This is a genomic window from Spiroplasma endosymbiont of Cantharis lateralis (assembly GCF_964030855.1).
In the GTDB taxonomy this organism is placed as follows: Bacteria; Bacillota_I; Bacilli_A; order Mycoplasmatales; family Mycoplasmataceae; genus Spiroplasma_A.
In genome coordinates, this window is the sequence record NZ_CAXIQF010000008.1 from 101028 (window position 1) to 124720 (window position 23693).

Annotated in this window: 19 protein-coding genes and 1 tRNA gene; 2 read left to right on the top strand and 18 right to left on the bottom strand. The window is 26.4% G+C overall.

Annotated features, from left to right (window positions below; genetic code table 4):
* Positions 1-11: 11 nt before the first annotated feature.
* The 14 genes from phoU to AAHM99_RS02795 form a co-directional block, all read right to left on the bottom strand.
* A complete protein-coding gene (phoU, locus tag AAHM99_RS02730) occupies positions 12-701 on the bottom strand; it encodes a phosphate signaling complex protein PhoU (protein ID WP_342275234.1) in 690 nt (229 codons plus the stop codon).
* Between the two features lie 12 nt (positions 702-713).
* Positions 714-1583, bottom strand: a complete 870-nt coding sequence (gene pstB, locus AAHM99_RS02735; protein ID WP_339030308.1) for a phosphate ABC transporter ATP-binding protein PstB — start codon at positions 1581-1583, stop codon at positions 714-716.
* A gap of 3 nt (positions 1584-1586) precedes the next feature.
* Positions 1587-3713 (bottom strand): phosphate ABC transporter permease PstA, encoded by a 2127-nt coding sequence (gene pstA / locus AAHM99_RS02740; protein WP_342275235.1) that lies wholly within the window; start codon positions 3711-3713, stop codon positions 1587-1589.
* Entirely contained in the window at positions 3706-4896 is a 1191-nt protein-coding gene (gene ptsS / locus AAHM99_RS02745; RefSeq protein ID WP_342275236.1) for a phosphate ABC transporter substrate-binding protein, read from the bottom strand. The genes pstA and ptsS overlap by 8 nt, the downstream gene beginning before the upstream one ends.
* A gap of 24 nt (positions 4897-4920) precedes the next feature.
* On the bottom strand, positions 4921-7872 hold the full coding sequence (locus tag AAHM99_RS02750; RefSeq protein WP_342275237.1) for a chromosome segregation protein SMC: 2952 nt from the start codon (positions 7870-7872) through the stop codon (positions 4921-4923).
* A gap of 134 nt (positions 7873-8006) precedes the next feature.
* On the bottom strand, positions 8007-8699 hold the full coding sequence (gene rnc / locus AAHM99_RS02755; protein WP_342275238.1) for a ribonuclease III: 693 nt from the start codon (positions 8697-8699) through the stop codon (positions 8007-8009).
* The gene (plsX, locus tag AAHM99_RS02760) at positions 8699-9703 is read right to left on the bottom strand and encodes a phosphate acyltransferase PlsX (protein WP_342275239.1); all 1005 of its coding nucleotides are present in this window, start codon (positions 9701-9703) and stop codon (positions 8699-8701) included. Before plsX ends, rnc begins: the two co-directional genes overlap by 1 nt.
* A gap of 75 nt (positions 9704-9778) precedes the next feature.
* Complete coding sequence (locus AAHM99_RS02765; RefSeq protein ID WP_339030298.1) at positions 9779-9997, bottom strand: hypothetical protein; 219 nt, start codon at positions 9995-9997, stop codon at positions 9779-9781.
* A gap of 44 nt (positions 9998-10041) precedes the next feature.
* Entirely contained in the window at positions 10042-13776 is a 3735-nt protein-coding gene (locus tag AAHM99_RS02770) for an ABC transporter permease (protein ID WP_342275240.1), read from the bottom strand.
* A 27-nt stretch (positions 13777-13803) separates the two neighbouring features.
* Complete coding sequence (locus tag AAHM99_RS02775) at positions 13804-14553, bottom strand: hypothetical protein (RefSeq protein WP_342275241.1); 750 nt, start codon at positions 14551-14553, stop codon at positions 13804-13806.
* A 72-nt stretch (positions 14554-14625) separates the two neighbouring features.
* Positions 14626-16266, bottom strand: coding sequence for a DAK2 domain-containing protein (locus AAHM99_RS02780; RefSeq protein ID WP_342275242.1), 1641 nt, complete (start codon positions 16264-16266; stop codon positions 14626-14628).
* A gap of 128 nt (positions 16267-16394) precedes the next feature.
* Positions 16395-16706 carry an Asp23/Gls24 family envelope stress response protein gene (locus AAHM99_RS02785; RefSeq protein WP_339033858.1) on the bottom strand — a complete coding sequence of 104 codons (312 nt, stop codon included), beginning with the start codon at positions 16704-16706 and terminating at the stop codon, positions 16395-16397.
* Positions 16707-16915: 209 nt separating this feature from the next.
* The gene (locus AAHM99_RS02790) at positions 16916-18319 is read right to left on the bottom strand and encodes an ISNCY family transposase (protein WP_342275243.1); all 1404 of its coding nucleotides are present in this window, start codon (positions 18317-18319) and stop codon (positions 16916-16918) included.
* A 179-nt stretch (positions 18320-18498) separates the two neighbouring features.
* Complete coding sequence (locus AAHM99_RS02795; RefSeq protein ID WP_342275037.1) at positions 18499-19902, bottom strand: ISNCY family transposase; 1404 nt, start codon at positions 19900-19902, stop codon at positions 18499-18501.
* A gap of 188 nt (positions 19903-20090) precedes the next feature.
* Between AAHM99_RS02795 and rpmB the strand changes: the two genes are divergently transcribed.
* Complete coding sequence (gene rpmB / locus AAHM99_RS02800) at positions 20091-20291, top strand: 50S ribosomal protein L28 (RefSeq protein WP_339030291.1); 201 nt, start codon at positions 20091-20093, stop codon at positions 20289-20291.
* Between the two features lie 66 nt (positions 20292-20357).
* Positions 20358-20440, top strand: a tRNA-Leu gene (locus AAHM99_RS02805).
* 36 nt (positions 20441-20476) lie between these two features.
* On the opposite strand, the gene AAHM99_RS02810 is transcribed toward AAHM99_RS02805, so the two are convergent.
* From AAHM99_RS02810 to AAHM99_RS02825, 4 genes are read right to left on the bottom strand one after another with little or no spacing between them, the layout of a single operon-like run.
* On the bottom strand, positions 20477-21094 hold the full coding sequence (locus tag AAHM99_RS02810) for a thiamine diphosphokinase (protein ID WP_342275244.1): 618 nt from the start codon (positions 21092-21094) through the stop codon (positions 20477-20479).
* Complete coding sequence (gene rpe / locus AAHM99_RS02815) at positions 21084-21758, bottom strand: ribulose-phosphate 3-epimerase (RefSeq protein ID WP_342275245.1); 675 nt, start codon at positions 21756-21758, stop codon at positions 21084-21086. Before rpe ends, AAHM99_RS02810 begins: the two co-directional genes overlap by 11 nt.
* On the bottom strand, positions 21758-22642 hold the full coding sequence (rsgA, locus tag AAHM99_RS02820; RefSeq protein ID WP_342275246.1) for a ribosome small subunit-dependent GTPase A: 885 nt from the start codon (positions 22640-22642) through the stop codon (positions 21758-21760). Before rsgA ends, rpe begins: the two co-directional genes overlap by 1 nt.
* Position 22643: 1 nt before the next feature.
* Positions 22644-23654 (bottom strand): serine/threonine-protein kinase, encoded by a 1011-nt coding sequence (locus AAHM99_RS02825; RefSeq protein WP_342275247.1) that lies wholly within the window; start codon positions 23652-23654, stop codon positions 22644-22646.
* Positions 23655-23693 lie beyond the last annotated feature (39 nt).

Consider the following 23693-nt stretch of genomic DNA (forward strand, 5'->3'; position numbering starts at 1 on the left):
AGTTCCTTTTATTATTTCTTAGTGTTTAAATTATTAATCATTGATTCTTGAAGTTCTTCAAATTTACCTGTTCTAATAAATTGTAATGTCTCTTCAATATTTATAAGACATTCTCCAGCTCTTTCGAGGTTTTTTAGTTGTCTTACAATTGTGATTATTTTTTTAGACTCAGTTGCATTTTTAGAATCTGATATTCTAGCTGCTAAAATATTTGATAAATTTGAAAATTCCATACTTAGTTGTTCTTCAGCTTTTAAAACTTTTTGATGTTGGTCATTGTCATAATTATCAATTAAAAGTGAGATTATATTAAGCATTTTATTAACTAAATCAAACATTTTTGATATATATTCAATTTCAATTGGTTGGGGATTGTACTTAATAGTAAAAGCACAAATGTGTTTAGCCACATCCGCAATTCTTTCAATTTCACGACTAATTAAAACTCCACCAACTGCTAATCTTAAATCTCCAGCTACCATTTGTTGTTTTGCAATTTTTCATAGAGCCATTTTTGTGAAACTATTTTGTAAATCATTTATTTTGATATCACCATTAACTACTTCTTGTGCTAGTTCAAGATTTTGTGATTTTAAAGATTCAAAAGTATTTGCATATTGAGATTTTGTAGCTTCTACTAATCTTATTAATTCACGTTTAATAGTTTTGATATCACTATCTAATATTTTGTTATATGACATCCAATTCCCCTCCTATCCAAATCTTCCTGAAATATAATCTTCTGTTTTTTGATCTTTTGGATTTGTAAATATTTTTTTTGTTCTATCGTACTCAATTAATTCACCATGTAAGAAGAACGCTGTATAATCACTCACTCTTGTAGCTTGTGCCATTGAATGGGTTACTATTACTATTGTATATTCATTTTTCAATTTTAGTATAAGTTCTTCAACTTTTAATGTTGCTATTGGATCTAATGCACTAGTTGGTTCATCCATTAATAAAATTTTTGGTCTCATTGCTATTGCTCTTGCAATACATAATCTTTGTTGTTGACCACCACTTAATCCCAATGCTGAGTCTTTTAAGTAATCTTTTACATCATCTCAAAGTGCTGCTTTTTTTAATGAATCTTCAACAATTTGATTTAAAATGTTCTTATCTGAAATTCCCTGATTTCTTGGACCAAAAGCTACATTATCATAAATTGACATAGGGAAAGGATTTGCTTTTTGAAATACCATACCAACTTCAGTTCTCAATTTAACAACATCCGTACCTTTTTCATAAACATCTTTTGAATGAACAATAATTTTTCCATCAATTGCAATATTATCTACAAGATCATTCATTCTATTTATTGATCTTAATAGTGTTGATTTTCCACACCCAGATGGTCCAATAAAAGCTGTAACTGTATTTTCCTTTACTGCCATATTTATATCAAATAATGCTTGTTTTGAACCAGAATTGTAATAGAAATTAAATCCTTCAATTTCTATTACATTTTGTCTTTGCTTCAAAGGTACTTTTTTAGGTTTTTGAAATATTTTCTCTTCTGATAATATTTCTAAATCCTCAGTTTCAACAATTTCATTTTCTACATTTTTATCTGAAGCCATCTTTTAATTCTCACTCTCTTTTATTTTTTTAATCTTTTTAGGTTTAGACTTTAATTTTGATTCACTCTTAATTGTTCTTATAACATTATTTCGAGTTTTAGCATTTTTAGCATATATTTTTATTCTTTTAAAATTAAAGACATTTACTCATTTCTTATACAAGGATATTGTATCTTTTTTTGTTTTTAATGAAACCTTTTTAATACTTGTTCATGTAAACATTCCAATGAATAATTTGAATCGCATTTTCATTGATACTTTTTTATGAATTGGATTTAATTTGAAACCAATATACTTACTTAAAATATTTAAACCTAAGACTAAAAATATTGTAACTAGGGCAATTTGATATGCTACTCCTAAAGTATGAGGATCATTTCCCTCTGAAGCCATCATATAAATTTGAGTAGTCAATGTAGCTCCTGATGAGAAGAATCCTTCTGATGGCATTCTTACAGCTGTTCCCAAAGTTAAGTAAACAGGTGCTGATTCTCCAATAATTCTAGCAACAGCTAGAATAGTTGCAGTAACAAGTCCCTTAGTTGAATTTGGAATAATAACTTTAAACAGCACTCCTGTTTTTGTCATACCCATTCCATAAGCAGCCTCTTTATAAAGTAAAGGCACTCCTGTAATTGAATCTTCAAAGTTCGTTATCATTGATGGCAATATTACAATTGTCATTGTTAAACTTGCTGCAAATATGGACATTGGAATTCCCATACCTACTACAAATAAACTTAGTCCAAAAACCCCAAATACAATACTTGGTGTGGATGCAAGTACGTTTATTGAAAATCTTATAATTTTTGCAAACTTACTATCTTTGTGAGCATACTCTGCCAAATAAATAGCCACTATTAAAGCTAATGGTATGGCAAATATTATTGTTGCTAAAACTAACAATATTGTTGTAAATAATAGAGCAAAGATTCCACTTCTTTGTCCTTCAATTTCAACAAAAGCTGTTGCATCAAACCCACCAATTCCCTTAATTGTAACTGTCAGTAAAATTCAACTCGTAAACCCAACGATTATTGCAGTTGAAGAAATCATAAAGAAATTAAGAATAAAACTATTTACCTTTTTGGCAAATCTTTTTTCAGTATAAGTGTGAACAAGAATATTTAAATTATGACTGTCATATCGATAATCATTTTTAATTGCTTTCACTTTTTTATGCTTCATATTTTTAATAGACTTTGTTTTTTTATTGTTAATATTTCCTACAGCAATAATTAATAAGTTTATAAAAATAACTATTACAAATAAAACCATCCCAATAGCATAAAGTGCAGACTCATGAGTTATCCCATGATTTTCTAACATTTCTAAACCTATTGTTCCTGCTAGAGTTCTAATTGAAGAAAATATAAATCCAAAAAAGCCATCATCTGTATTTAACCCTTTTGTTGAATTTCCTGCTATTAATATAACAGCCATTGTTTCACCAATAATTCTAGCAACTCCTGTAATAATTGCTGTAATAATTTTTGGCATTGCAGCTACTAAAACTACACCAAAAGTAGTTTTTTCTTTTGTCATTCCTAATCCAAGAGAAGCAAATCTATGTCCCTCTGGAACTGATTCAATAGCATTAACAGATAAACTAATCATTGTTGGTAAAGCCATAAAAGCCAATGTAAAACTTGCTGTCATCATATTTCCACTAGTTGGTGCACCCATGGCAACAAAAATTGGTCCAATTTGATCTAGTGCAAATAATCCAAAAACAACAGATGGAATCCCAGCTAATAGTTGAATCATAGTTACTACAAATTTTTTAGTTCTATTTTTTAAGTACTCAGTAATAAAAAGCGAACTAAATATTGTTAAAGGTATTGCAAATAATAAAGTTAAAAATAACATCATTAGAGTAGATAATATTATCTTACCTAATCCATACGAGCCTTCTTCACCATCTCTTGCTGGTGCTCACATTCCAGAAAATAAGAACTTAAAAAAAGAAAATTCTTGAAATACTGGAACAGATTTATATAATATATATCCAACTAAAACAGCTAATATAATAAGCACAATTGTTGTTACAAAAAATACAGATATTTTAGTTGATAAATCCATCTTAGAAGTTTTTGCCTTTGGCAAACTTTTTGGAGAGTTTTTAACCATTAGAAGTACCTCCTAAAGATTTATATTTCATATTCTTAACAAGTCCTTCACTTTTAAATACTTCATTTGAACCATCACTATTCATAAAATTAAAAAGCTCCATTAATTGATTTAATTTTTTATTATATATACTAAATATAGCAATGAATGGTCTTTTAAATTCATAATCAGATTTAATGAATTTATCTGTAATTGATTCATTAATATTAGATTCTACAGATTCTGGTGTTGGTTTTCAATCTTGTCATTTTTTTTCTTCGTTTGATCATTCTAAAGGAACATTGTCTTTTCCTATTGGTAATTTAAAATTATTAAATCCAGCTAATTTTACAACACCATCTTCAGACAATTGACCTAAAAATCCATTAGAGACGTAACCTAAGCTTGGACTTTTAGTCATATTTTCAATCATTGAACCATTTGAATTAACAACATTTGAAGAAGACATATCTTTTATTTTAGTTAAATCTGAAAAAGCTGATCTTGTTCCAGACCCATCTTCTCTAGTAAAAGTAATTAGTTTAGTTTTTGGTTGAGCATTTATTAAGTTCAACATTTCTTCATAAAAATCTTGATTATTATTTCACTCTTCTTTTGAACCTAATAACTCTATTGCCAACTCTTCTCAAGTGTAATTTCCACTATAAGCTTTTTTCAATAATTCATCTTCATCTTCTTTTTTAAAATTCATAAGATCATTTAAACTAATTTCATTATTATTTATTAATTTAATTTTTTGATTTCAATATGCAGGAGGATTATATATTACTCCAATTGCATCGATTGCAAACTCTAATGCAATATATGAATTATTTTTTTCAACATTTTGAATTTCTTCAATTGCTTTTGGATCAAATTCACATTCATTTAATTTTTGACATATTTCTAAAAAATTATTTCCTTTAGTTAAAGTCTTATTATTTATATCCTTAGAAATAAAACCAGCTGTATACATATCTTTTTCAACTCCACCGACACCTGCTTGGCTTCCTGTTGAATTATAAATAAAATCTACTTTCTCTGGTTTATTATAATATTCTTTTGTAAGTTTTTGCATAAACGGGTTAACACTAGTGCTTCCACCTAAAATAATTGCCTTTTTAGGTGCAGCAGCACTTCATATTCATAGACATAATATTACTGATAAGAATGTCAGTAATATTATGCTTATTTTTCTTGTCATATTTCGTCTCCTAGCATTTCTATGCTAATTTGTATTTGATAATTTTTTTGCTTCAATTAACTTAATTTGAACAAGTTTTGTAATACCCTTTTGTTCCATTGTTGCTCCAAATAAAGTGTCACAATTTTCCATTGTACCCATTCTATGAGTAACAATCATGAATTGTGTACTCTTAGTAAATGTCTTAATATATTTTGCAAATCGTTCTACGTTTGCAATATCTAGAGGAGCTTCTACCTCATCTAGAATAACCAATGGAATTGGTTTAACTTTTAAAATTGAGAATAAAACAGATAATGCTACCATTGATTTTTCTCCACCACTTAATAGATTTAGATTTGCAATTTTTTTACCTGGTGGAGCTATTTTTAAATCAATACCTGTATTTAAAATATCATCTGGATTTGTATAAATAATTGATGCAGTTCCCCCCCCAAATAATGTTGCAAATGTATCTGGTAATACTCCATTAACATCTTTAATTATTTTTTTGAACTGAATTATCATTTGTTGATCCATATCGCCAATTGCATCTTTTAGATTTTTAATAGATTCAAGCACATCTTGAGTTTGTTCAACATATGTTTGATATCTTTCATTTTCTTCTTGATATTCATCAATTGAATCTAAGTTAACATTTCCCAATGAATGAATTTCTTTTCTTAGATAATTGATTCTATCTCTAACTTCACTTTCTGTTTCAATAAGATTAGTATTTAGTTCCAATGCTGCTTCAAAAGTTAAGCTATAATTTTGAGCTAGTCTTGTTGTTGCATTAACTTGTTTTTCTTGCATTAAAGTTCCATCAGAGTTTAAATTTGAATACTTATCTTTTAATGAAGATAATAGACCTCTATCTTGGTTAATAATTGAGTTTAAACTATTTTGTCTTTCATTTGATTTATCTTTTAAAGTTCTAATAACATTAATTTGTTGTTGAATTTCATCCTTTAATGTTTCTTGTGCTGATATCTCAGAAATAATTTTAATAATTTGTTCATCAATTGATTGGAATTCTTGTTGACCTCCATCAAGTTCCTTACCAGTAATTATTCTAAATTCTTCTTTTACTTCAGTTGCCTCTTTTTCAATTAATTGAGAAGAGTTTCTAGAAGCTCCTATTGCAGTTTGAATTTCAGCTATTTCTTCACGTAAAACTTCTATCATACCACTTAGAACTTCTACTTCTTTAGAAGTTTCAAGTTCTTTTTGATCAAGTTCTTTTTTCTGATTTTCGTATTCTTGAATTTGAACAGAGTCATTTAAAACTACATTTTTACTTCTTCTACTTCCACCAATAATTGCTCCATGTGGTAATATTCTTTGTCCATCTAAAGTAACTATGTGAAACTTTTGATTTGTAATTTTTGAAAGCTCTATTGCATTTTCATAATCATCAACAACTAAATAATTTGATAAAAGATAATCTAATACTACTTGATATTTTTTATCTATATTTACAAGTTCATTTCCAAACCCAATAAATCCCTTAGATTTTTGAATAATAAATCTTGTTTCATTATTAATAAAACTAGGTTTTAAATTATCAAGTGGTAAGAATGTTGCATAACCTGCTTTATTGTTTTTTAAGAAATCAATTGAAATTTTTACATCTGCAGTTGATTTAACAACTATATTTTGTAATCCATTTTGAATTACAGTTAAAAGTGCAACTTCATAATTTTTATTTACACTAATTAATTCTTGAACAGTTCCCATAATTCCTGATAGTGTTGATCTATTTTCAAGAATATTTTTTACTCCTTCAAATAAGTTATCAAAAGAATGTTTTCTTGCTAATAAAGTTTCTAAACTAGATTCAGTTTTAGCAAGTTGCTTTCTGATTGCATCTAATTCTTGATTTAATCTAAAACGTTTTTGACTAGCATCATCTAAACTTTCTCTTTTTTCAACTTTATCTTTTAATAATTTTGAAAGTTTTTGCTCTTCAGCTTCTAATCTAATTTCTAATTCCTTTGCCTTATTTTTTAAATCAGAAATTTTAAATTCTTTATCATCAATATCAACTTTATTTTTTTTAGACTCAAGAGTAATTCTTGAAACTTTTAATTCACTAATTTTCTCTACTATTTTAGTAAATCCTTTATTAAGATTTGATAATTCTTTTTCCTTATTATAATTTGAATCGGCAATAGTATTAAACTCTTCACTTCTTTTACTAATTTGTTTGTCTAATGAATTAATTTCTAATTTTAGTTCACTTTTTTGCTCATTAATTTCAACTATTTTTTGTTTATAAAGTTTTATGTCATTTACAAGAACCGCAACTTCAATATTTTTTAGTTCATCAAAAAATTCTTTATAAGATTCAGCTTTTTTTGATTGTCTTTTTAAAGTTGGTAATTTTCTTTCAATTTCATTTATTATGTCATTTAGTCTATCTAGATTTTCTTGTGATCTTACAAGTTTTCTAATAGCTTCGTCTTTTCTTTTCTTATAACGAGCAACCCCTGCTGCTTCATCAAAAAGCCTTCTTCTATCTTCAGGTTTTGATTCAACAAAGTTACTAATTGATCCTTGAGATATAATTGCTAAACTTGATTTAGTTAAACCTGTTTCTAAAGCAACATCTTGAATATCTTTTAAACGAACTCTACTTCCATTTATATAATATTCAGATTCTTTTGTTAATTTGAAAAACTTTCTTGTAATTGAAACTTCATTATATTCTAATGAACTAAAGGCCTTATTGCTATTGTCGAATACAAGGGTAATTTCTGCCATGTTTAATGGTTTCTTTTCACTACTTCCTGAGAATACAATATCATCAATTGAATCTCCACGAAGTGATTTATATGATTGTTCTCCAAGAGCTCACATAATAGCATCATTTATATTAGATTTACCGCTACCATTGGGACCTACTATCCCTGTCATTGAAAAGTCAAAATTTAAAGTAGTAGGTTCAGCAAAAGACTTGAACCCAAACGCTTCAATTTTTTTTAAGAATATCATTTTTTTTACCTCTTGTAATCGTATATAGCCGTCCTATATAACAAACTCATTATATATATTTTAAAGCATTTGTACAATTTTTTTTAAATTTTAAAATTTAAAAAAACCCTTTATTTAAGGGCTTTTTTGAGCCTTTATTTATTTTTTTTAATTTTTGATAAAGCATTCTTAGCAGCTTCTTGTTCAGCTTGCTTTTTATTGCTTCCTTTTCCAGTTCCAAACACCATTCCTTCAAGAACAGCATTAACTATAAACAAAGTTGTGTTATTTTCAAGTTTTTCTTGACTAACAACAACATAAGATAATTCACTTCTTATTTCTAATTGAATAAGTTCTTGTAATTCAGATTTAAAGTCATGTGATTTATCTAAAAATTGATTTATTACATAATCACTAAAAATAGTTTTTTTTAGTCATTTATCAAGTATTTTTTCGCCTTGATCTAAATATATAGCAGCTGTCATTGATTCATAAACATCAGAAAGAATTGAATCCTTTTCATAACCTTTTGAATCTAATTCACCAATACCTAATCTAATTAATTGTCCAATTTTTATTTTTCTTGATATTTCAGCTAAAGTATCCTTTTTTACAATTGAACTTCTATATTTTGTTAATAGACCCTCATTTGATTTTGGAAATAGTTTATAAAGATATTCACTTACTTTCATTTGTAAGATTGCATCTCCAAGAAATTCAAGTCTTTGATAGTTTTTAGCAAGTCTATTCTCGTTTGAAAATGAGTTATGTGTTAAGGCCTCACTATAGTAAGATTCATCTTTAATTACAATTGCAAATTCATTTAAAAGAAATTTTTTAATTGTCATTATTTATATAACGCCTTTTCCACTTTTTTAACAACATCATTTTTTATTGCATTGTAAGTCATTTTCAAAGTTGCATAGAAAGCTATTTTATCACTTGAACCATGAGATTTAAAAGCAATATTTTTTGCTCCTAAAATTATTGCTCCAGCATGATTTTTGTAATCAAACTTTGCTGAAACTTCTTTAAATGCTTTATGCAATCTTAATGCAGCTAATTTTCTAAATATATTTTTTGTAAGTGCAGATTTAATTTCTGTTAAAAGAGATTTTCCCATTCCTTCTGCTGCTTTTAAAGCAATATTTCCTGTGTAACCATCAGTAACAATAATATCTACTTTACCACTTGCTAAATATCTTGATTCAATATTTCCAACAAAATTTAAAGACTTATTTTCTTGTAATAATTTATAAGCCTTTTGATGTAATTCTAAACCTTTTGATTTTTCTTCACCTATGTTTAATAATGCTACTTCAGGATTTTCCACACCATTAACAGCTTTTGAATATGCTGTTGCCATAATAGCAAAATTTACTAAATCCTCAGGATCACATTCTAAATTTGCCCCTACATCTAATAAAAGAGTAATTTTTCCTTTAACTAATGTTGGTATAACTGGCATAAACCCAGGTCTTTCAATACCATCAAGCTTTTTCAAAATAAAATGACAACCTGCTACAAAAGGAGCTGTTGCACCCCCAGTTGTAATTGCATGTGCTTTTCCATCTTTTACTAATTCAAGTGCTTTAACCATACTTGAATCTTTTTTTCTTCTAATATCCATTATTCCATCTGTCATTTCAATTACTTCTGAAGTATTTAAAATTTCAACTTGATCATGGTTATATTTTTTTGAAGACAACTCTTTTTTTAAATTCTCTTCATTTCCAACAAAAATAATTTTTAAATCTTTTTGCTCACCTAATAGTTTAATAGCAGCATCAACTGCTGGAATTAAACCATTATCCGAACCCATAACGTCAAAAGCTATTACTTTATAATCCATATTTTAACTCCTGTACATTAGTGATTATATATACAATTAGACTTTAAAGCAAAAAAAAATAAAACATTTTATGTTTTATTTATTATATTTAGCATTATTTTGTTGTTGTTTTATAGTACCTTTAACGCAACAAGGACATTCTTTTGATAAACAAACTTGACATCCTATACATTTTAAACAACTTTGACATCCATGAAATGAACCGCTACAAACTCTACAAGTGAAACAATTGTGTGCTCCGCCAGGACAACAAACATCACTTGAATTTTCAACTTTTTGTTTTGGTAATGGCATTTTATTTACTCCCTTATTTTTAATATAAAAATTATACCTAATTATTAACTAACTAGCAATGTAAGTGGGCGTTTTTTAATTTGTAGCATAGCTGCAGTTCAACCAATGTAAAGAATTGCTCCTAAAATTATTGCAGAAACAAATGGTATTCAAGGTAATGAAGGTAATGCTATTAATACTTTAAATCTACCTCAAACGAATGCTTGAATTCCAGATCACACTACAAGTGAACCTAAGAATGCAAATAAGTAACTAATTGCTGAACCTGAAATATATTTCCCCATAACCATTCAATTAATTTCACCATTTTTATATCCTAGAGATCTCATTATTGTAATAACATTTATTGAGTCAGTAATAATAATATTCATAATTACTATCAATAAAATAATAAGAAGAACTATATCAATTAAAATATACATCAACATTGCTTTTGTCATTTTACCAAGCACCTGATTTATTACAGACTTTAATATAGGTAATGTAATAACAGATGAATCCATAAAGAAATTTACAGATGTTGGTTTATCCAATGAATTTCCATCAATTGATGGTGCTAAAATACTACCTAGTCACGGTTTATTTTGTGAAGATGCAATTGTATAAGTATCTCTTGAGTATCTAAAATTTCTTTGAGAACCAGCAACATCTTTTAAATCGATTTTACCTTCACTTGCAACTTTTGTACTTATTATTGAGTTGAATAATAATTCATTTGTATCTATTGATTCAACTTCATTTACATTTTTTATAAATGTTGAATAATCAACGTAAATATCTTGAAGTAATGTATCATTTTCATTTATTGAAGCAATTCTTATATTAACAGTTTTATCCTTGCCTAAAGTGATCTCAAATACATCTCCAACATTTTTATTTAAAATTTTTGAAAGCCTAAACGATATTACAGCATTAATATAATCTTCATTAGTCTCTTGTAATTCATTCATTGCTTTTTCACTTACTGAGTCAAGATTTACAACAGCTCTTGTATTTCCACCAATTTTATTTGTTGTGTCAATTAATCTTAAAACAGAGTTTTCAATATCTACATCATTATTATTTTTAATATGATATGGCAATATTGTTTGGAGGGCTTCATCATTTCCATTAAATATTACTTTGTTAACACTTAATAGAGAATTAATTCCCTCTTTCATTTTTGCAAAGGTTGTTACTAAATTAACTAAAGTATTACTTAACTTAATTTCAGCTCTTGTTTGATTTTTAGGAAGAATATTATTTAAGTCATCTATAAAATATTTTTTAACAGATTCAATATCTTCACAACTTCCATTATAGTTCATACCTAAAGGAGATACACAAGCTAATTTTCCAATATCATCCAAAAAGATACCTCCCATTTGTTCTGGAGTTACTTTTAGAATTGAATACTCTGGAATTTCTTCAGGAACTTCTATTCTATTTAAAAGATTTTGAGTTGTCGATATTTTTTGGTTTAGTGGTGTAATTAATGCAGTCAATGTAGCCACACCAGAAATTACTTCTTTATTACTTTCTCAATATTCTGTATTCATAATTTCGTCTCTTGCCTTAGAAATACTAGACATTAATAGAGAAAAATTATTTGTAGTTTTGTATTTATCTTCTTGTGAGTTTCTAATAAACTCTTCAACTTTTTGAGTTTCAATATTTTCATATTTAAGACCATAATTTTCTTTTGTAATATCTTGATGTATTCCATTTGGAGATACTTTAATTGGTACAACATTTTTAAAAGAATAATAATGGTTAACATCTTTAGTATAAATATTATAAGCTCCTTCAATCATATTTTTAATTACAGGCATCGCTCTTAATTGCAAAGTAAATAAGAATGAACTAAATAAGAATAATCCCATAATAAGAGTAAACTTACCTTTTCCTGCAGAAACAAAAGCATGTTGCATTCTAAATGTAAATCCTTTATTTCTTTTTCTCAATATTTTTAAAGTAATTCAATTAAATAAAGAATAAATTAAAGCCGGGAAAAATATAATTTTTAATATTAAAACAATTACATCTGATTTACTTTTTTTAGGTCCTGATGTTAATAAAGATAAAGCCCCTTCATTAAGGAATTTAAATATTATCAAATAACTTAGTCCCGCAAATAAAATTGGCACAATGATCATTAAGACCATTAAAAATATTGGAGAAGCATATATTGTTTGAAAGTCAAAGATAACAAACGTACTAAATTGTTTGGTTGCACTATCAATTTGGAATGGGAAAGAAAGTAAATACCCTATCCCTATTCCTATAATCATAGTTAAGAAAGTTTTTAGTGAGAATACTCATGTAAGTTCACTAGTTCTATATCCAAGAGATTTAAAAACTCCTAATTGCTTTCTTGTATTATTAATTTCTTTTTTAAGAACAAATAATATAAACATAAATCCTAATAAAAATAGAATTGCTCCAATCATGACATAAATTCATGTAATTATATATAAATTTGTCAATGTAGCTATAACACTATGCTCACTTGGCTCTTTAAATATAGTTGTACCAGGAGATAAAATTGATAGATTTGTCAATGGAGATTCTTTTTTATTGCTGGTTACTATATTGCTTGAGAAAAGTTCATTAAGATTATAGTTATTACTATTCTTAGTTATAAAAGTTTCTTCACGATAAAATAAGTAAAATCCAAGATCAGAATTAGATGTCATATAATCTGTTGTAAATAGTTCACTAAAAGTATAACCTTTTTCATCATGTACCTCTGTAAAAAAACTATTTTTCAAAAATACCTGACCATAGTTTTTAATAGAATCTGAAAATGATGAGAAATTAATTGGCGTTAATGAACTATATTTTAGGCCAATACCTACAATTTTAAATGGTAAAGGTTTGGGAAAAGAATTAATTGGACCTTGATAAGGCTGATCAACACCTAATAATATTTCATCTCCAATTTTTTTATTTTGATTTTTAGCATAAGCATCACTAATAACTATTTCATTATTTTTTTCTGGTAATCTTCCACTTTGCAAAACAATATTATTTATATCATACAAATCATTTCCACCTAGTGCACTAACATTTGACATATTATAAATAAAATGATCTTCTGCACCTTTTTGCATTTTAATATTTGCATTAATGAAATTTTCATATAAAAATGAATCATTTGATTGATTTTTTAGTTGTTCTAAAATTGAAAGAATTACATAATTATTAAGATTTCTATTTTGATAATTACCAAAACTAGCAATTTCTTCTTGAGCTTCTTGAGTAAAGATATTACCCACTTTTAGAGGTCTTGCATTCTTTTTTGTAGTAAATTCATTAATTTCATTATCGTTTCCATAGTATGTATAATACCAAATGATTGCTCTTAGACCTGAGAGAATTTGTTGTTTTACAAGTTCTTCTTTTTCTTCATCAGAGATTTTAGTTCTTGAACCAGTAATTTCAATTACAACATCCTCTGCATATTCTTTAATCATTTTTTTTGTTTTTTCTTGTAATCACCCTTCTTCTGATGGCTGATTTAGTTCAAAAGTCATATCCTTATATTCAATTATGAATTCTTCATTTTCTCAAATATATGGATAAATAAAGTCATCATCCATTTTAGTTATCCCTTGTCATTGCTCTTGTCAAAGGTTTGTATTTTTTTTAACTGATGATGCTTTTAATGATAATTGTAAAGGTGTAGCTAACATCCCAAAAATAAGCATTGTAAAAATCATTAGAAACATAATTGTTCCTAGTGTCTCTACTCAAGCCTTTAAAAAAGCTTTCATATAAGATTTAAATATATTTTTCATTTTTTTCTCCTAACTAATTAAAATACTTTAAATAATAGAATTAGGTGGACATTCTCCCTTTAATTTTTCTGCTAAAAAAAATCTCTTTTTTATAGCTATAATATTTCTTTGACCAATATCATAAAAATTTAATTCTTTAATAAGATTTGTATAAAAATTTAACAATTTATTTTTTAATTGATAAAACTTAATTGATAAAAAACTTGCTAAATTTAAAAATTTTAAATATAAGTTATTACTTATTTTTTTAATATATGTTCATTTGAACTTCTTATTTCTAATTGAGTTCAATATAACAAATATAAATATAATACTTAAAAACTCAAAAGTTGAGAAACTTAGTAATAAAAAAGTAATTTTATTAATATAAACAGATTTACTTATCTCAAAATATTTAACTAGATTATCTTCTGATATCATACTTACAAAAAGGATTCAAATAGAAATTGCTAAAACCAAGTAAACTACAGGGTTAAGTTTAATTTTTACTTTTTTGATTAAATTATTAAAAAGATTCTTATTTATTTGTTCCAATTTAATTTTTTTTAAGAAGTTAATTATTCTAATATAATTAACTAACTTGTAAATATATATAGCAGATAAAAGAAATGTAATTCCAAATAAACCAAAGTATAATAAATAATTTGAGATATAAAGATTATTAGTTATTAGAAATTTAATTAAAGTTATTGAGCAAAATAAAGAAAGTAATATAATTATTATGCTTATTATTGTGCAACTAATATTTTTATTTTTCTTATTTTTAATAGAAAGCATAATTTTTTCTCCCTTTATAAAACATATTTATTATAACTTATTAAATAAAAAAATGATTCCTATGAATCACTTTTATTCTATACCAATAATAAATGAGTATACTTCTTGTTGTCCATCAACAACTTCATATTCTACATCATAATTTTCATCAAGATATTTACGAAGATCATTAATATCTTTAAATGATGCATCTTGGCCTGTAAATATTGTTAAAATTTCTGTTTTTGCAGTAATAAATTTTGACAATGATTTATAGAAAACATCTTTTAAAGTTTTAGCTGATATTGTAATTTTTTTATCTGCCATCATCATATATTCACCAGTTTTAATATTTACACCATCAATTGTTGCATCTCTTGCTGCTTTATTAATTGAAACTGAAACAATATTTTTAATAGCCTTATTAATATTTGATTCATTCTTTTTAGGAGTATCTTCAATATCAAGATTTAGATATGCAGTAATTCCTTGTGGAATTGTTTTAGTTTCAATAACAACTATTTTTGACATTTTTTCTAATTCTTTTGCTTGTTTTGCTGCTAACAATACATTTGAGTCATTAGGGAATATGTATACAGTTTTTGCATCAACAGCTTGAATTGCTTTCATAAAATCATTTGTTGAAGGATTCATCTTTGGACCACCATCAATAACATAATCTAAACTTAAATCATTTTTGAAGTAATCTTGAATTCCTTTTGATCTTACAACTGCTATTGTAGCAACATCATTTTTTAATTTACGTTGTTGTTGAGCAGTAACTCTTGCTGAAGTCTCTATAGTATTTGCTACGTGTTTATCTGCTTGTAAAGTCATATTTTCAACTTTAATATTTTTAAATTCTCCAAATTGTTGTAAATAAGATAATACTTGCCCTGGCATTAATGCATGTGTATGCACCTTTAAAATATCTCCATCCATAACTGCAACAATTGATGAATTTCCATATTGCTCAAAAGTATCTCTTACTGTATCAATTTTTAACTTATCAATAAATTCGTCATTTAGCATAACAATTGCTTCAGTACAATAGCCAAATTCCTCTTCAATTGACATTTCAATATTTGAACCTGTATTTTCTTCTAATTTTTTTAATTTTGATATTGGTTTTAGTTTTTTAACAAAATATTGCATTCCTTCAAAAAACTTAACTAAACCATATCCACCACTATCTACAACGCCAACTTCTTTTAAAGCAGGTAATAACTCTGGAGTATTACCTAAAGATTTATTAGCAGCTTTAACAAGTCCCTCTCAAAAGTCATTTGGTGCTTGTTCTTCAACAAGAGAATTTACATATTCACTAGTTTCACGAATTACAGTTAAAATAGTACCTTCAACTGGTTTCATAACTGCTGCATATGCAACATCTTTTGCTTTTGCAAAAGATTCTTTTCAAGTATCTAAATCAAGTTTTTCCTTATCTTTCATTCCATTAGAGAAACCCTTAATGATTTGAGAGAAGATAACACCAGAATTTCCTCTAGCACCCATTATTAGGCCTCTAGAAAATTTGCTCATTAATGAGCCCACATTAGTAAACTCTTCTTTTTCAATTTCAACAAATCCATTGGTACAAGTTAAATTCATATTTGTTCCTGTATCACCATCAGGTACAGGAAAAACATTTAGTTTATCTATATGAGGATAATTGTTATATAAATTATTAACCCCACTAGTTATCATACCTTTTAAAATTTGTGTATCTTTCATAGTATTGTCACCTTCTAAACTATATTGTTTTTTTATTATTTAAAATTAAAAATATTAAAAAATTGCAAATTTATATTTGCCAGTTTATATATTAATATCTGCACTTGATAAAAGAAATAAAATATTGTCTAAACGACAATAAGATCATCTACTGCAATATCAACTATATAATTTCGCACGAACTGAGAAAGTTTTTCTAATTCATACTTTACACGTATTTGAACTTCACTAACAACGTCTCGTATGTTAACTCCATTGATTAAAATAATATGTACTTTTACTCTGTCCATTGTATCAGTTGATACCATCTCTACGGCCTTTGCAATATCTTCAGTTTTTAATTCAAATTCTGATTTAGCTGCATAATTTGCAAATGAAGCTACTCCAGGTACTGTAACAACAGCATTTGATATAGAATCTAAAATAGCTTTATTTATCATTTTGGCCTCCGTAAAAATTGTACAATTTTATTCTCTAATTCAGGATAACAAAAAAATCATGTTGTTACGTTTCAAATTAGTACAAAATAATTTTACACTATTAAAGCAAAATAATAAAATAATAAGTCTAAAAAGTAAAAATTTACTTTCGAATAATTTAAATATTTTCTGTCAATAACAAATGAAAATGTCTCAAAATCGTAGATTTATTAAACTGTAAATCTACGATTTTTATATTGTTCCTTTCATGTTTTAGAAAAGTAAATATAATTTGTATATCTAAAGTGATTAGATGGAACACTAGGTTTTTTAATTTTAGACTCAGCTTTTTTAACTTCATTAACCTGACCAACTGGTGTATTTTTAGTTTTGACTTCCACTAATCTATAGAACTTATCTGTATAATTTGCATAGAGCTCATTATCATATGTTTCAGTTATTAGTAATTTTGTTTTACTTGCAAAAGTTGTTATATCGTATCCATCATATGTTAAATATGTTTTTGTTTTATATTTAATTATTCCACCTTTATGAACTTGTCTTTCTTCTCTTCTAGCTAAAACAAAATTAATATCCGTATTTTTATTTCAAATTTTCATTTTATTTTTGTTATTATCAATTTGAGTAGAGAACTTGTGATTAAAATTAGGTATGAAAACATTAATTAAGTAATCATTGGCCTGCTCAATAGTTTTGATATTGAATTGTCTTAGTTCTTGGGGAAGTCGTTTTTGAAAAGAACCTCAAAGACGTTCAATCTTGCCTTTGGTTTGCGCGCAACTAGTACTTGTTAGCTTAATTCCAAGTTGTTGACACGTAAAGGCATACTGTATATTAGAGTCTGTTTCAGTAGACTCTTTTTCTTTTGTCTTATAATAAAATACTGTTCTTTTATCTGTAAGTATTTCCTCAGGAGTTCCATAATTTAGAAACATTTGTTTTGTAGCTGTATAATATCCAAATAATGTTTCTTGATAATCAAAATAACCTGCTAATACTTTTCCTGTTGAGTCATCAATGAAAGCATGTAGCGATCATTTTTCATTGGTTACTCAATTATGGCTACATGCGTCTGTTTGAATTCTTTCTCCAAAATATTCCTTTCTATTTTGCATGGGTCTACATTCTTCTAAACTAATAATCTTATCTTTAAAAAACTCTTGTTCCTTATTTGTTAATTTATTTTCTAAGGACTTTTGTCTTAATTGTCTAATTAATTCTTTTCTAGTTGATCTGTGCATATAAGGGGAGTAAACCTCATTTTTAAATAATAAATCTCTTAAGTAAGTGTAACTAACTTTTAAATCTTCATATTCTTCTAAGGATTCTTTGAAATGAACTAGATTATAGTCATGATATTTTTCATTTCTCAAATTTAATATTTTTTGTTCAATTTCATAGGGTGTAGATCTATTTGATAATTTACCTCAGTTTTTATGTATAAATGCAGATATACCTTCATTTGATAATCTTTTAATATTTCTATTAATTGTTCTTCGTGTGCAGTTAAGAATTTGCTCTGCTCTCATTTTTGTTATTTCCCCAGAAATAACTTTTTTAATTGTTTTATATTTTAAATTCTCCATATAACTTAATTTCCTTTTTAATTTCATAATTTGTTACCTCTAATACTTAATTGTAATTGGAGGATATCAATATTTATATAAATATTGGGACATTTCTATTTGTTACACATTGAGACATTATCATATGTTATTTACAAATTTACTTTCGAATAATTTAAATATTTTCTGTCAATAACAAATGAAAATGTCTCAAAATCGTAGATTTATTAAACTGTAAATCTACGATTTTTATATTGTTCCTTTCATGTTTTAGAAAAGTAAATATAATTTGTATATCTAAAGTGATTAGATGGAACACTAGGTTTTTTAATTTTAGACTCAGTTTTTTTAACTTCATTAACCTGACCAACTGGTGTATTTTTAGTTTTGACTTCCACTAATCTATAGAACTTATCTGTATAATTTGCATAGAGCTCATTATCATATGTTTCAGTTATTAGTAATTTTGTTTTACTTGCAAAAGTTGTTATATCGTATCCATCATATGTTAAATATGTTTTTGTTTTATATTTAATTATTCCACCTTTATGAACTTGTCTTTCTTCTCTTCTAGCTAAAACAAAATTAATATCCGTATTTTTATTTCAAATTTTCATTTTATTTTTGTTATTATCAATTTGAGTAGAGAACTTGTGATTAAAATTAGGTATGAAAACATTAATTAAGTAATCATTGGCCTGCTCAATAGTTTTGATATTGAATTGTCTTAGTTCTTGGGGAAGTCGTTTTTGAAAAGAACCTCAAAGACGTTCAATCTTGCCTTTGGTTTGCGCGCAACTAGTACTTGTTAGCTTAATTCCAAGTTGTTGACACGTAAAGGCATACTGTATATTAGAGTCTGTTTCAGTAGACTCTTTTTCTTTTGTCTTATAATAAAATACTGTTCTTTTATCTGTAAGTATTTCCTCAGGAGTTCCATAATTTAGAAACATTTGTTTTGTAGCTGTATAATATCCAAATAATGTTTCTTGATAATCAAAATAACCTGCTAATACTTTTCCTGTTGAGTCATCAATGAAAGCATGTAGCGATCATTTTTCATTGGTTACTCAATTATGGCTACATGCGTCTGTTTGAATTCTTTCTCCAAAATATTCCTTTCTATTTTGCATGGGTCTACATTCTTCTAAACTAATAATCTTATCTTTAAAAAACTCTTGTTCCTTATTTGTTAATTTATTTTCTAAGGACTTTTGTCTTAATTGTCTAATTAATTCTTTTCTAGTTGATCTGTGCATATAAGGGGAGTAAACCTCATTTTTAAATAATAAATCTCTTAAGTAAGTGTAACTAACTTTTAAATCTTCATATTCTTCTAAGGATTCTTTGAAATGAACTAGATTATAGTCATGATATTTTTCATTTCTCAAATTTAATATTTTTTGTTCAATTTCATAGGGTGTAGATCTATTTGATAATTTACCTCAGTTTTTATGTATAAATGCAGATATACCTTCATTTGATAATCTTTTAATATTTCTATTAATTGTTCTTCGTGTGCAGTTAAGAATTTGCTCTGCTCTCATTTTTGTTATTTCCCCAGAAATAACTTTTTTAATTGTTTTATATTTTAAATTCTCCATATAACTTAATTTCCTTTTTAATTTCATAATTTGTTACCTCTAATACTTAATTGTAATTGGAGGATATCAATATTTATATAAATATTGGGACATTTCTATTTGTTACACATTGAGACATTATCATATGTTATTTACAATTTACTTTCGAATAATTTAAATATTTTCTTGTATTTTTAACCTAATTATTATATTATTTATAAGTCCGAGGTGAAAATATGGCAAGAAAAGACGGTTTAACAGGTAAAGGTCCTTTGTCAGGTAATTCAAGATCACACGCTATGAATGCCAGCAAAAGAAAATGAAACCTTAATTTACAGAAAGTTCAAGTAATGGATGAAAATGGTAAAGTTATGACTTTAAAAGTTTCAGCAAGAACACTTAGAACTTTAAAAAGAAATAATCAATTAGCAAAATAAAAGTACAATAAATTAAGAAACTCATAGAAGTTTCTTTTTTTTCATTATATAATAATTATTGGTATTGCCCTCTTGGCGGAATTGGTAGACGCAGCAGACTCAAAATCTGCCGAGAAATCGTATCGGTTCGACTCCGATAGAGGGCACCAGCTAAAAAAATAAAAAGCGGATTACAATCTGCTTTTTTATTTTGTCATAATAAGCATAACTTCATCTTTAATTGAAATTTTAGGATCTACATATGGTAAAAATTTATTTGAGTAAGCCAAAGAATTAAAAGCCTTTAACTCAATATTTTTTACTTCATATTTCATACCTTTAATAGTAATTTCATTATCTTTTAAACTAAATAAGGAAATATATGTAAAATCTTGATATTTATTAAAATCTATTACATTTTCACCAGAATTTAATTTAAATATAACTGATTTTTCATTAAATATTTTTACATTATAGTTAAATACATAGTCAATAATAGTTAAGTTCATATCATATCTTTTTGATGGATTAACTATCATTGTAATATCTTTTATATTTTTATCATGTAAATAATGAATGGCTGCTATTCCATCTAAATAATCTTTTTCAGGGTTAAAAGCTATAAATTTCTTTGCTTTTGACTTTATAATTTCCAATTCTTCTTGAGTTACTTGATCAAAATCAGACATTGCAATATCTATATTAATGTCTTTTTTTATTAAATCAAGACATCCTCTTTCAATTCCAATAATTAAATGAGTTTTTTCAAAAATTTTTAAGTTAATGTTAGTTTCTGAAATAACAATTAATGCTTTATCCTTCAAGTTTAGCTACCCTTTCTTTTAAATTTTTTACAGAAGAACCAACTAAATAACTTCCTGCCACAATTACATCAACTCCAGCTTTTTGAACAAGCTTATAAGTTTCTTCATTTATTCCTCCATCAACTTGAATTAAATATGAGTAATTATTTTCCTCTTTTAACGCCTTTAATTTTTGGATTTTATCTAAAGAATTAGAAATAAATGATTGCCCACCAAATCCAGGATTAACACTCATTACTAAAACATTTTTTATTTTGGGTAAGTATTTTTTAATTTTGATAACATCAGTATCTGGATTTATTGAAATAGAAGCACTTATATTGTTACTATTACAGAAATCTAAAAACTCCAAGATTTGCTTTTTAGTTAGTGCTTCAAAATGTACTGTGATTTGCTTTACATTTTTTACAAGAAATGGTTTAAGATATTCCTTAACAGAAATATTTTCAATTTTAACCATTAAATGTAAGTCCATATTGAAATTATAACTATTAACTATATCTGTTAGTATTTTTGGTCCGAAAGATAAATTAGGAACAAAATTATAATCCATAACATCATAATGAATTCATTTAATTTTTGCTTCCTTTAACTTATCTAAATCTGATTTTAAATCTAAAAAGTTAGCAGTTAGAATGCTTGGAGCTACAATAAATTTTGCCATTAATATTTTCTCCTTTGATTTTCAATTTCCAGCTGTATTTTTACATAATCATTATATATAAATTCTGGGAATTTTTGACTTTTAACTGCTTCAAGAACTTTACAACCTGGTGTGTTGTTCATATGCAAGCAATTATTAAATTTACAGTTTTGATCTTTAAAAAAATTAATACTCAAAGCAATATCTTCTTTACTAACTTCCTTATACTCAAAAGAAGAGAATCCTGGTGTATCACCAATTAATGAGTTTTTATAAATGAATAGCTCATTTTTTGTTGTTGTATGTTTACCTCTATTTAAAGCTTTTGAAATTTCTTGTGTTTTTTCAAAAACATTTGGGATGATATGATTTAAAGTTGTTGATTTACCAGCTCCAGTTTGCCCCGTAAAAACAGAAGTTTTATTCTCCAAACACTTTAAAAAATTATTTCAATTTTTATCAGTGTCAATCATATTATTTATTAAATAGACTTCATAACCAATAGTTTCATACAACTTAGCCTTTTGAATTTCCTCATCATCATTATTTGTTAAATCCGCTTTTGTAAAAGCTAAGACTGGTTTTAAATTAAGAGTTTCAAGAAAAAACAAATATTTATTAAGAGTATAAGTATTTAAAATTGGCTCTCTTAAAGAAGTTATAATAACTACCTGATCTATATTTGCTATTCTAGGTCTGTAAAGTTCATTTTTCCTCTTTAAAATTTCAGTTAATGATCCTTTAAAATTTTGCTTATCAGTAAATTCAAAATTTACATAATCTCCTGTTGTTGGTTTTTGATTGCTATGTCTTATTTTTCCTGTTGCTTTACATTCGTATAATTCGTTTTCAAATAATACATATGCATACTCACTTAATATTTTTAAAATAATTCCTTTATTCATTTTATAGTACCATTAGCAAAACAAATAAAACAATAAGTGAAATTATGACTATTAAAAATATTGCTGTAAATTTTGTCTTAGCAATAGTTGGCAGTTTATCCAAAGTATTTCCTACTTGAAGTTTTCTTTTACCATCGTTCATAACTAAAGTTACTTTTTTATGATAAATATATGGTTTAGGATTATCTGCTTTTTTTATTTTTAATAATTCATTTTTTACTTCATCAATATTATTAAATCTATTTTCGGGTTCTTTTTCTATCATTTTTAAAATTAGATTTTCAAGACTTTGTGGAATTGAAGGATTAATTAATTTTGGACTTGTTGGAGTTTCTTTTAAGTGCTTTGCTGCAATTTTGGGAGCTTCTTTTGCAGTAAAGGGTGCTACTCCTGTGGCTACCTCATATAACATAATACCCAGTGAATAAATATCACTTTTTGGAGATGGTCCTTGTGCTGCAATTATTTCTGGAGGCATATACTTTGGAGTTCCAATAGCTTTATTAATTTCTGATGATTTACCTTCCATAACAGAAATTCCAAAGTCACCTAATTTTACATCTCCTGCTTGAGTTAATAAAACATTGTCTGGTTTAATATCTCTATGTATTATTCCTAATTTATGAGCTTCTGATAGAGCATCACAAATTCTTGAGAAATAATATTTTATCTCTTTAAGCGTCATTGAACCAAAATCTTGAAACTTATCTTTTAGAGTTCCACCTTCGACACATTCCAAAATAATAAATCACTCATCACCATTTTGTATAATATCAAAAAGTTTAACAACATATGCATTAGATCCCAACTTTGCAAAAGCTTCCTTTTCAATATCAAATCTTTCCTGTCCTACAGGTTTAACAACAATTTCTGGAGCTACAACTTTAACTGCGACTATATTTCTTGTAATAATGTCATATGCTTTAAATACAGAAGCCATTCCACCTTTTCCTAGTTGACTAATAACTTCATATCTTTCATTTATTAACGATCCTGGTTCATATTTACTCATAAAAGTTGCTCCCTTTTCAATATAATAATAACAAAAAAA